Annotated in this window: 12 protein-coding genes; 4 read left to right on the top strand and 8 right to left on the bottom strand. The window is 75.8% G+C overall.

The features are described from left to right. Positions 1-40: 40 nt before the first annotated feature. The 4 genes from HA073_RS27620 to HA073_RS27605 are packed head-to-tail and all read right to left on the bottom strand — an operon-like array spanning position 41 to position 4,319. The gene (locus HA073_RS27620; protein ID WP_166457633.1) at positions 41-1,453 is read right to left on the bottom strand and encodes a hypothetical protein; all 1,413 of its coding nucleotides are present in this window, start codon (positions 1,451-1,453) and stop codon (positions 41-43) included. A gap of 8 nt (positions 1,454-1,461) precedes the next feature. Continuing rightward, entirely contained in the window at positions 1,462-2,007 is a 546-nt protein-coding gene (locus HA073_RS27615) for a hypothetical protein (RefSeq protein ID WP_166457632.1), read from the bottom strand. Between the two features lie 12 nt (positions 2,008-2,019). Beyond that, positions 2,020-2,571, bottom strand: coding sequence for a hypothetical protein (locus tag HA073_RS27610; protein WP_104114162.1), 552 nt, complete (start codon positions 2,569-2,571; stop codon positions 2,020-2,022). 47 nt (positions 2,572-2,618) lie between these two features. Next, positions 2,619-4,319, bottom strand: a complete 1,701-nt coding sequence (locus HA073_RS27605; protein ID WP_240925992.1) for a sugar ABC transporter permease — start codon at positions 4,317-4,319, stop codon at positions 2,619-2,621. 114 nt (positions 4,320-4,433) lie between these two features. Between HA073_RS27605 and HA073_RS27600 the strand changes: the two genes are divergently transcribed. Next, positions 4,434-5,363 carry a diacylglycerol kinase family protein gene (locus tag HA073_RS27600; protein WP_166457631.1) on the top strand — a complete coding sequence of 310 codons (930 nt, stop codon included), beginning with the start codon at positions 4,434-4,436 and terminating at the stop codon, positions 5,361-5,363. 5 nt (positions 5,364-5,368) lie between these two features. Here the strand turns inward: HA073_RS27600 and HA073_RS27595 are convergent, their stop codons facing one another. Both HA073_RS27595 and HA073_RS27590 read right to left on the bottom strand, forming a co-directional pair. Beyond that, positions 5,369-5,629, bottom strand: a complete 261-nt coding sequence (locus HA073_RS27595) for a hypothetical protein (protein ID WP_064445871.1) — start codon at positions 5,627-5,629, stop codon at positions 5,369-5,371. Then, a complete protein-coding gene (locus HA073_RS27590; protein WP_104114165.1) occupies positions 5,626-6,024 on the bottom strand; it encodes a DUF2267 domain-containing protein in 399 nt (132 codons plus the stop codon). The genes HA073_RS27595 and HA073_RS27590 overlap by 4 nt, the downstream gene beginning before the upstream one ends. Before the next feature lie 135 nt (positions 6,025-6,159). Between HA073_RS27590 and HA073_RS27585 the strand changes: the two genes are divergently transcribed. From HA073_RS27585 to HA073_RS27575, 3 genes are all read left to right on the top strand, one after another. After that, complete coding sequence (locus tag HA073_RS27585) at positions 6,160-6,912, top strand: dienelactone hydrolase family protein (RefSeq protein ID WP_166457630.1); 753 nt, start codon at positions 6,160-6,162, stop codon at positions 6,910-6,912. Positions 6,913-6,972: 60 nt separating this feature from the next. Next, a complete protein-coding gene (locus HA073_RS27580; RefSeq protein WP_166457629.1) occupies positions 6,973-8,271 on the top strand; it encodes an aromatic acid exporter family protein in 1,299 nt (432 codons plus the stop codon). 69 nt (positions 8,272-8,340) lie between these two features. Continuing rightward, positions 8,341-9,054 (top strand): RraA family protein, encoded by a 714-nt coding sequence (locus HA073_RS27575; RefSeq protein WP_069088635.1) that lies wholly within the window; start codon positions 8,341-8,343, stop codon positions 9,052-9,054. 5 nt (positions 9,055-9,059) lie between these two features. Here the strand turns inward: HA073_RS27575 and HA073_RS27570 are convergent, their stop codons facing one another. Both HA073_RS27570 and HA073_RS27565 read right to left on the bottom strand, forming a co-directional pair. Then, positions 9,060-9,686, bottom strand: coding sequence for a response regulator transcription factor (locus HA073_RS27570; protein ID WP_043323860.1), 627 nt, complete (start codon positions 9,684-9,686; stop codon positions 9,060-9,062). Next, positions 9,683-10,900 carry a sensor histidine kinase gene (locus HA073_RS27565; RefSeq protein ID WP_064445876.1) on the bottom strand — a complete coding sequence of 406 codons (1,218 nt, stop codon included), beginning with the start codon at positions 10,898-10,900 and terminating at the stop codon, positions 9,683-9,685. The genes HA073_RS27570 and HA073_RS27565 overlap by 4 nt, the downstream gene beginning before the upstream one ends.

Raw genomic sequence — 10,900 nt, 5'->3', positions numbered from 1 at the left:
GGTGGCACAGCCGCGCCCCCGAACCCAGCGTCGGCGCGGCCTAGCCCGGAACCTGTCCGCATATCGAGACGGGCGGGATCACCTCCTGGTTGCGGTAGACGTCGGCGCTCCAACTCGGCCCGCTGGTCGCCGCGATCGGCGGGATCCGGGGCGCCCGGGACGGGCTGAGCAGGCTGAGGAACTTGTTGATCACTTGGACGACGGGTTCCAGGATGCGGTAGCCGATGCCGAACCTCGCCCGTACGCCGAGGCCGACGCCCCGGCACACCGCGTACGGGGCGCCGAGCGCGGACCCGATCGTGGCCCCGTACGAGGTGACCAGCTCGAACCAGATGCCGGCGGTGAACAGGAACGCGCTGATCCCCATGGTGAACCGCACGCCGTGCCGCACGACCAGCCCCATCACGCCGACCGGCACGCCGGTGAGCGAGTCGAGCAGGCTCACCCGGCGCGCGAAGCCCTCCGTCACGCGCGACCCCACCTGGCCGTTCGCGTAGCCGAACCCGAGCTTGCCGGCGAGGGCGTACTCGCCGGAGCCGCGGAACGTGCCCAGTTTCGCGCCGAACGCGGTGGCCACCTCCAGCGTCTGGCTCACCGTGAACGACAGCGGCAGGCCGGCGACCAGCCCGATCGGGAACGCGATGTCGACCGGGACCGGGAACGTCCTGCGGTGGTTCTGCCCGCCGTCGACGCCGGCGGTGAAGTCCACCTTGATGCCGAAGCCGCCGCCGATCTCCAGCTCGGCCCGGGTCACCTTGCCCGCGCCGATGGCCAGGTGGAACGACGCGGCCGGGCGGCCGACTGTGAGCGTGACGGTGCCGGCGAGCCGGACGCCGCCGTCGTCGTACGTGAAGTGCGTGCCGACGCCACCGGCGCAGCAGAACGTCCGTACCCGGTAGCCGTGGGCGCTCGCGGCGGCCTGCCCGCCCGGCGCGGGCGGCGGCTGCGCGGGCGCGACGGCGAGCGGCCGGGATCGGCCGAGCGTGCCGCCGGCCGCCGCGGCGTCCCGGGTCCACGACGGCTCACCTGCTACGTAGACGGTCGGCTGGTCGAGGGTGACGTCGTCCCCGCCGAACGTGCCGTCGCGGATCACCTCGGTGAGTGTGACCGGGCCGATCGTGACGACCAGGTCGTCGCCTTCCTCGGCCAGGTCGAGCACCCGGCCCACGCCGCGTCCGGTGAGGAACATGACCCGGCCGGGCGCGAGCCGGTCGGCGTCGCGCGCGCCGGGGTCGAGCCGCCAGGTCAGCCCGTCCGGGCTCACCGACCGCACGGTGCGGCTGCCGCCGCCGACCAGCACCACGTCCGGTTGCAGCGTGACGTCCTTCCCGGGCGCCGGCGCCTGCCCGTATCGGGGCTGCCCGTCGTCGGCCGGGCCGGGCGTGGGGCCGCCGCAGCCGGTCACCGCCAGCAGCGCCGCCACGCCGGCCGCGAGCAGCCGACGGCCGCGCACCGGCCGCCTCACATCCGACCGGCGACGGTACGGGCGAGCCGTTCCAGCGGCGCCCGGTTCTCCTGCGGGTCGTTGAGCCGCACCAGCCGCACCGCGACCCACAGGTCGCCCTTGCGCAGGAAGAACGCCTCCGCGGTGAGCAGGGCCTCGTCGGCGGTGCCGGCCAGCTCACGGATCTCGTGCTCGAGTTGCCGCTCGATGTCGAGGTACTTCTTGGCGCCGTCGCCGACGAACACCTCGACCTGGGCGGTCGGCCCGCTCGTCGGCCCCGTGTAGGTGCACGACTGCCCGGCGGCGACCGGCTCGTCGAGGGGCGTGCCGGCGAGACGTTCGGCGTCGGCCTTGGACACCAGCGCGCAGGCGTCCGGCCCGGCGGCGTCGTCCACCGGTTCGGCGCTCGGCTCGGCCGGCGCCTCCCCGGCCGGGTCCGCGACCGGCGAGCCCGCGCCGGGCGCGGCGGCACCGGCGGCCGGCGGTTCGTCGCCGCCGCAACCGGCGGACGCGGTGAGCAGGATCGCGGTCAACGCGAGCGCGATCAGTCGACGGGTTCGCATGCCGGCCCCCGCTCAGGCCGGGATCGCGTCGAGCGTGCGGCGCAGGATCTGCTCGTTGCCGGCGGTGCCGCCGCCGAAGCTGCTGATCGTCACCGTGTACGTGCCCTTGCCGTCGATCAGCACCGCCTCGCCGCGCACGTCCTTGACCGCGAGGTAACCCCGCTCGCCCCGGTCCAGGTCGACGACCTTCTCGTACTGCTGGCCGGCCTGCTCGTGCTGGTAGTCGTAGGTGGCCTTGCCGGCGGTGGCCGAGGCCGTGGTGACCGCCAGCTGGGCGATGCCGTCGCCGAACGAGCAGTTGCCCTCGTCGCGCAGCTTCCGGTCGACCAGTTCGGAGACCTGGGCGGCGGTGAACGGGCACGGCGGCCGCACGTCGTCCACCGCGCCCGCGTCGGTGTCGCCGCCGTCCTCGCCCGCCACGGTGTCGGCCGCGCCTCCGTCGAGCACGTCGCCGCCGGAGTCGCACCCGGCCGGCGCGAGCAGGGCGAGCAGCACCAGGGGCAGCGCCAGGCGGGCGCGGTGGAGACGGGCGGTCCGGGCCGGTGTGAGCGCGTCAGTTGCCATGCCTGCGACGCTAGGCGCGACGTCACCGCCGGTAATCGGGGGTTTCCCTATGCGGTGACCTTGGCGGCAGGCTCGCGCGCCCCGGTAGGCGGCGCGTCCGGGCCGCCGCGCCGCCCCACCCGGACGGCGAGCCGATCCAGGTAGCCGACCATGAGCGCGACGAACAACACCACGAACAGGATCAGCATGGGCAGCGGCAGGACCAGGCCCAGCGGAAGCTCGCCCCCGGCGCCGAAGGCGCGGCCGGCGATCATCTGCACCAGCGCGGGAGCGGTGAGGCTGTCCGGGCCCCGGCCTACGAGCATCGACCACAACGGCGACTGGGCGTGTGCCAGCCAGGTCGGCAACGCGGTCACGGCCAGCATCGGCAGCGCCGGCAGCAGCAGCGTACGGCCGGCGCCGCCGCCGGAACGCCACCGCTCGTGCTGGCCCCGGAACAGCAGCGTGAACGCGAACAGCGCGGGCACCGACAGCCAGGTCGGCGGCACCAGGCCGAGGAACAGGCCCAGCTGTTCGCGCTCCGTCGTGCGTTCGAAATTGGCGATGGCCAGCGGGCCGGCGCCGACGAACAACCACGGCGCGAACGGCACCAGCAGCAGCTCGCTCCAGCGCCCCAGCGGGCGCAGCGCGCCGATCCCGAACCCGGCCAGCGCCGCGACCGTCACCGCGACGAGTGTGGACAGCAGCGGCGGCACCCAGGTGTTGGCGAACAGGTTCGCCGTCTCGACCCCCTTGGGCAGGGGCCCGGTGTCGGCGGAGAAGTTCCGCAGCCACGGCAGCGACGCCCAGACGGTCACGCCGAGGACGACGACGAGCGCGACAGCGGTCAGCCCGACGAGCAGCGGCCGGCGGCCGGTGAAGGACTCCGCCTCCCGGACGGACGGGCCGTCCCGCCAGCCGTCGAACTCGATGCGCAGCCGGGTGGCCAGGATGAGCGCCACCGCGGCCATCCCGAGCAGCCCGAGCAGCACCAGCAGCAGCGTCGACGTGGCGGACCCGACACCGAAGCGCATCGTCCGGAAGGTGGTCTGCACGGCGGTGAACACCGGCGTCGCAGTGGATTCGCCGCGCGGCCCGCCGCCGGTCAGGATCACCGGAGCGGTGTAGGTCTGCAGGGCGGCGGCGAGGACGCCCAGGCCGAGCAGCCCGCCGACGGTCAGCATGGCGGGCGCGGGCCGCTGGTCGGGGTCCCGCCGGCGCAGGGCGCTCAGGTACAGCGTCGCGGCCACCGCGACGACCAGCCCGAACGTCACCTGTGCCAGCGCCGAGACGAGGAACGTCCGGGGGGACTGCAGATCCTGGGTCAGGGTGCCGTCCTCGATGCCCTCGGCGCGCCGGCCGAGGTACACCGCGACCGGCGCGTACGCGGCGAGCGGCAGCGCCAGCACGCCCCGGGTGACCAGGCGGGCGACCCGGCCGGCCCGGTCGGCGAGGACGGCGAGCAGCGGCGCGGCGAGCAGCGCCACCGCCAGCGGGATCAGGGCGAGCAGCACCGCGAACCCGACCTGCCCGGCGAAGCCGGAGGTGAGGGCGGCCTCGTAGTTCGCCGTACCGGCCGACTCGCCCGAGCCGCGCGGCCCGTCACCCTGGAAGCTGCGGGCCACTGTGGACAGGGTGGGCAGGACGTACGACCAGACCCAGGCGATCACGGCCGGGACGATCAGCGCCAGCCCGATCAGGGTCCGCGCCGGGCGGTTCGGCTGGGTGTGCTGGGGCGCTGGCGCCTGCGGTGTTGCCGGCTGATTCATCGGGACATCCACCCTCGAAGATCGACGATCACGGCCGTCGCGACGGTAACCGATGCCGTCCACGTCGGCAGCGCGACCGGACCGCTGCCGGGCGGGGCGGCTACTGTCGCAACCGTGCGGAGCAAGCAGGAGCTGACCACGGCGATCCGGGGACGACGGCGGGCGGCGCTGGTGGTCAACGCCCACTCCCGCCGTGGCCGGCGGCTCTACGACACCGTCCACGCACGCCTGCGCGCGGCCGGGTTCACGCTGCTCGGCGCGTACCCGGTGGACCGGCCCGGCGAACTGGACCGGGTGCTCGCCGAGGCCGCCGACCTCGGGCCGGACCTGCTGGTCACCGGCGGCGGCGACGGCACCGTCGGCGCGGCCGCCCGGCTGCTCGCCCACCGGGACGTCGCGCTGGGTCTGCTGCCGCTGGGCACCACCAACAACTTCGCCCGCACCGTCGGCGTGCCGCTCGACCTGGACGCCGCGATCGCGGTGCTCACCGACGGCAAGGTGATCGACGTCGACCTGGGCCTGATCGGCGACACCCGGTTCACCAACCACGTCGGGATCGGGCTGTCCGCCGACATCATGCAGGCCGCGCCGCCGGGGCTGAAGCGGGCCGCCGGGCGGCTCGCGTACCCGATGACCGGGCTGGGTCTGCTGGCCCGGCACCGGCCGCTGCGCGTGACGGTCCGCGCCGAGGGACGCGAGCGCACGTTCACCACCCATCAGGTGTACGTGGCAAACGGCGGTTTCCACGCCGGCCGCCCGATCACCGCCGACGCCACCGCCGACGACCGGCTGCTGGTCGCGTACCCGGTGGGTGGGCCGACCCGGCGCGGGCTGCTGCGCGAGACGGCGCGCAACGCGGCGGCCGGCCACCGCCGCACGCTCGGCGACGAGCCGTTCCTGGCGGTACGCCAGCTGTGGCTGGACACCGACCGGCCGGCCCGCATCGAGGTCGACGGCGAGCCGTACGGGCAGACCCCGGTCCGCATCGGTCTGGACCCGAACGCGCTGCGGCTGATGGCCCGGGCGGACAGCCCGGACCACTGAGCCGGTCAGGCCCAGTGCTCCTCGTCGGGCAGCGGGATCTCCGTGTTCTGCTCCACCGCGTCGGCGGCGGTCAGATCGTCGCGTACCGACTCGCCCAGGCCCGCCCGGTCGCTCGGCGGGCGCAGCACGCCCTGCTCGGCCAGGTCCGCCTCGCTCGCCTCGGGCACCGCCCTGTCGACCGTGTCGGGTGGCCCGACGAGCGTCTCGTCCTGCCGCTGTTCCTGCGCGTCGGCCTCGGGCGGGCGGCGCAGCGCGTCCTCGCTCACGCGGTGCGCCGCACGTACGGGGCGCTCCGGTCGGCCACGTCGCCGTACTCGGCGGGAAGCTGCGTGACGACCTGGGTGTACGCGGCCGGGTCGACGGCGTCGCGCAGCACGTCGAACACCGCCGTGATGCCGTCGCGGGCGGCGTCCACGTCCACGTCGGCGCGTCCGCTGACCCGCTCCACGAACACGTCGAGCCCGAACGGCTCGGCCGCCTCGGCCGGGCCGAACGCGTAGGCCCGCAGCGCCTCGGGCAGCTGGTCGGCAAGGTCGCGGGCCTCCCCGCCGTCGATCCGCTCGGCCAGCGTCGTCAACGTCGCCCGGGTGATCGCCGTGGCCTGCTCCGCGGACGCGCCGCACCGCCGGGCCACCGCGCCGATGAACTGATCCTGGTCCATCTCGCCGCCTTCCTCCGCTGGGATTGCCGGATTCCCACGCTGGACGTCGGCAAACGGGTCGCGAGCCCGAGGCGCCGGCGCCGCCGGGCCGGGGGTAGCGTGCAGCCCGGAACCCGCAGCAAGGAGGCCCCGACAGTGCAGCCGACGACCGTGGACGTGCCCACCCCCGACGGAACGGCGGACGCCTACCTGGCGCGGCCGGACTCCGGTGGCCCCTTCCCGCCCGTCCTGCTGTTCATGGACGCCTTCGGGCTGCGGCCCCGGGTGGCGGAGATGGCCGCGACGATCGCCGAGCGCGGATACGTCGTGCTGGCGCCCAACCTGTTTTACCGCGCCGGACGCGCCCCGCTGATCGACCTCGGCGCGCTCGCCGACGACAGCCGCCGCGGCGCCCTGTTCGAGAGCATCGGGCCGATGATGGCCGCGCTGACGCCGGAGACGGTGGCCCGGGACACCGCCGCCTACCTGGACTTCCTCGCCGCCCAGCCGGACGTCGCGCCGGGTCCGGCGGCGATCACCGGGTACTGCATGGGCGGCATGAACGCGCTGCGCGCGATCGAGGCGCTGCCGGACCGGATCGCCGCGGCGGCCGCGTTCCACGCCGGGCGGGTCGTCACTGACGCGCCGGACAGCCCGCACCTGGGCCTCGGCGCGGTGAGCGGCGAGCTCTACTTCGGGCACGCCGACGCCGACCCGTCGATGACCGCCGAGCAGATCGCCGTGCTGGAGAAGGCGCTGGACGCGGCCGGTGTCACCTACCGCTCCGAGGTCTATCCCGGCGCCCGCCACGGCTATACCCAGTCGGACACGCCGATGTACGACGAGCAGGCCACGAAGCGGCACTGGGCCGCGTTGTTCGACCTGCTCGACCGCACCTTCGGGCGCTGATCCGGGCGCCGGCCGGGCCGGGCGGACGATTCACCGGCACGGGGGCGGGTAACCGGCGACATGGCCGACCGCCCTCGCGACACCGTCCGCTCGCCCCTGGACCGGGTGGTCGAGCGGGGCGGCAGCGCCCTCGCCCGGGCCCGTGCCGAGGGCGGCATGGCCAGCCGGAACCGGATGCGCCAACTGGAGATCACCGTGGTGATCTCCGCGCAGGCCGGGCTGGCCGCGGCGCTCGCCGCGCTGCTCGCCCAGTGGCTGCTCGGCTCCGGCGGGCACGTCTTCGCCCCGGCCGCCGCGGTCGGCACCATCGCCACCGCGATCGGCCAGCGGGCCCGGCGCACGTTCGAACTGCTCATCGGCGTGGGCCTCGGCATCGTGGTCGGTGACCTGCTGCGCGCCCTGCTCGGCAGCGGCTCCTGGCAGACCGGCCTGGTGGTCACGCTCGCCATCGCCACCGCGCTGCTGGTGGCCGGGCGCGGCGGCGCGCTGGTCGGCCAGGCGGGCGGTACGGCGGTGCTGATCGCCACGCTCGCGCCGGTGCAGCCCGGCCTGGAACTGCCCCGGCTCTTCGACGCGCTGGTGGGCGGGCTGGTCGGCCTGTTCGTGGTGGCGCTGCTGCTGCCGGTCAACCCGATCCGGGTGCTGGGCAAGGCGGTGGAGCCGGTGACCGCCGGGCTCACCGCGCAACTCGACGCCGTCGCGCACGCGCTGACCCGGCGCGACGCCGACGAGGCTCAGCGCGCGTTGGAGGACCTGCGCGGACTCGAGCCGGACATCGGGCGGCTCAACGACGCGCTCAGCGGGGCCGAGGAGGTGGTGACCATCGCGCCCGCCCGCTGGCGCCGCCGGGCCCAGTTCCACAGGTACGCCGAGGCGACGCAGCACCTGGAACGGCTGGTGCTCTACGCCCGGTCGATCGCCCGGCGCTCCGCCACCGCGTTGCAGTACGACGAGCCGATCCCGCCCGCGCTGCCGGACGCGGTGGTCCGCCTCGGCGCGGCCACGCGGGAGCTGAACCGGGCCTGCCGCGGCGGCGACGACGAGGACCTGGAACGCACCCGGGAGTTGGTGCGGGAGGGCGCGGAGCTGGCCGGACGCGCGTGGTCGCAGGGGGTGCGCACCTACGGCGAAGCGATGATCAGCGACCTGCGGACCGCGCAGAGCGAGCTGCTGCGGGCCACCGGCTGCCGGGCCGAGGACGCCAACGGCAGCGTGCGCCGGGCCGCCGGCGCGGGCGAGGCCGAAGCGCGCCCGCCGATCCGGGCCCGGATGAGCCGGCCGGTCCGGCGCCGGGTGGCCGGGCGGGGCGTGCCCGGTCGGCGCCCGGACATGTTCCGCCCGCCGACCCGCGTCGGCTGAGGGCTGTCGAAGGCCACCGGGCGGCAACTGGCACCTGCCCCGGCCGGTCCGGCTCGTTAGCGTCGGCCCATGGACACCCGTCACGCCGCGCTGGTCGCGCGGTTCGCCGCGCTGACCACCGCTCACGTCGCCGACGCCTGCCTGCGCGCCGGCGTCGAGGTCCGGTGCGCTCCGGCCGCCGTACGCCCGGTGCTGCCCGGGCGGCGGCTTGCCGGGCCGGTCCGCCCGGCCCGGCACGTCGGCAGCGTGGACGTCTTCCTCGAGGCGATCGAGCGGGCCGCCGAGGGGGACGTGCTCGTCGTCGACGACGGCGGGCGCACCGACCGGGCCTGCGTCGGCGACCTGGTGGTGCTGGAGGCGCGGGCCGCCGGGCTGGCCGGCCTGGTGGTGTGGGGCGCGCACCGCGACACCGTCGACCTGGTGGCGGTCGGGCTGCCGGTGTTCAGCCGCGGCGCCACCCCGAGCGGGCCGCTGGAGCTGGACCCGCGCCCGGACGGGGCACTGGAGCACGCCCGGGTCGGGTCGTTCACCGTCGGCCCGCGGGACCTGGCCCTGGCCGACGACGACGGCGTGCTGTTCGTGCCCGCCGACCGGGCCGGGGACCTGTTCGGCCTGGCCGAGTCCATCCGGGACACCGAGCGGCGGCAGGCCGACCGGATCCGGGCCGGCGAGTCGCTGCGGTCGCAGGTCGGCTTCGCCGCCTACCTGACGGCCCGCGCGGCCGACCCGGCGCTGACGTTCCGGGCGCACCTGCGCGCCGTGGGCGGCGCGATCGAGGAGTGAGCCGCTCAGCCGCCGCGCGCCCACAGCGCCAGGCGTACCCGGTTGGGGCTGCCGGTCTTCGTCATCAGGCTGGTGATGTGCGTCTTCACCGTGGTCACGCCGATGTGCAGCCGGTCGGCGATCTCGGTGTTCGACAGTCCATCGGCCACCAGGTCCAGCACGTCCCGCTCGCGGGCGGTCAGCTCGGCCGCGCGCCGGGGCGCGCCGGCGCGGGCGTGCACCGCGCGTTCGACCAGCCGGCGCAGGATCTCCGGGCTGAACGGGCTGTCCCCGGCGGCGGCGCGGCGGATGCCGTCCAGCAGGTCGGCCGGGGGCGCGTCCTTGAGCAGGAAGCCGCAGGCGCCGGCGGTCAGCGCCGGGTAGAGGTGGTCGTCGTCGCCGAACGTGGTGAGCACCATGATCCGGGTGGCGGGCCGGTCGGCGAGGATCCGGCTGGTCGCGGTGATGCCGTCGACGCCGGGCATCCGCAGGTCCATCACCACTACGTCCGGCCGCAGCCGGGCGGCGAGGGCGATCGCGTCCCGGCCGTTGTCGGCCTCGCCGACCACGTCGAGGTCGGGCTGGGCGTCGCAGAGCATCCGCAGACCGGCCCGGATGAGGTGCTGGTCGTCGACCAGCAGCACCCGGATCACGCCGGCTCCGGCGCGCCCGCGCGGGGGCGGGGCGTGTCGGGGGCGGGCCCGGCCGCCGGCAGCACGGTCCGTACCCGCCAGCCGGACCCGGTGGGCCCGGCCTCCAGCCGACCGCCGAGCACCTCCACCCGTTCCCGCATGCCGACGATGCCGTGGCCGCCGCCGGAGGGCACCCCGGCCGGCGCCGCGCCCCGCCCGTCGTCGGACACCGCCCAGTGCACCGCGCCGTCCTCGACCGACACGGTCAGCTGCGCCCGCGCCGCCGCGCCCGCGTGTTTCGCCACGTTCGTCAACGCCTCCTGGGTCAGTCGCAGCACCGCCTGGCCGCGTACCGCGTCGAGCGCGCCGACAGCCGGGTCGACGTCGGCCTCCACCACCACGCCCGCCTGCCGGGCCCGGTCCACCGCCGCGCCGAGCGCCGCCGGAAGCGCCGACGGCTCGATCGCGGTCAGGGCGGCGTCGCCGCGTACGCCGTCCGGGTCACGCAGCACCGCCACCAGCCGCCGCAGGTCGGTCAGCGCCGCCGTGCCGGTGGCGTGCACGTCGTCGAACACAGCGCCGACCCGGGGGTCCAGGTCGGGCAGCACGTGCCGGGCCACCCCGACCCGCAGCACCATCGACGCGACGTGGTGCGCGAGCACGTCGTGCAGTTCCCGGGCGATGGCGCCGCGCTCGTCGGCGCGGGCCGCCCGGCTCTCCGACTCGCGCCGGCGCCGGTCCGCCTCGGCCCGCTCCTCGGCCTGCCGGCTCAGCTCCCTCGTGGTCCGCACGACCAGCCCGAGCAGCAGGGGCAGGCAGACGGTGACGGCGAGCCCGAACAGCCCGGTCAGCGCTGTGCGGACCGGTTCGCCGATCAAATTGGTCAGGTCGACGGCGGCGAGCAGCCCGGCGCCGAGCCAGATCGTGCGCGGCCGGGTGGCCCGCATGGTCAGCTCCAGCAGCGCCCAGCTCGCGCCGACCTGGTTGATCATCACGTCGTCGACCAGCGGGAACGCCGCCGCGAGCAGCGCCGACTGGAGGAGCAGGTTCAGCAGCGGCCGGCGGTGGCACAACAGCGCCAGGAGAAACGCCGGGACCGCCAGCGCCCACTGCGTTCCGGTGGGCCCGGGGCGGCCGTGCACGCCGACGACCAGGTAGCCGATGCCGCTGAGATCCAGCAGCAGGATCCGCGCGAGCGTGTCGCGTGCGTCGAACAGCCGACCGACCCAGCCCAC

It is taken from the genome of Micromonospora sp. CMU55-4 (genome assembly GCF_011602315.1).
In the GTDB taxonomy this organism is placed as follows: Bacteria; Actinomycetota; Actinomycetes; order Mycobacteriales; family Micromonosporaceae; genus Micromonospora; species Micromonospora chalcea.
The sequence above is the reverse complement of the archived record's forward strand: the minus strand, read 5'-3'. Positions and strand labels throughout refer to the sequence as shown.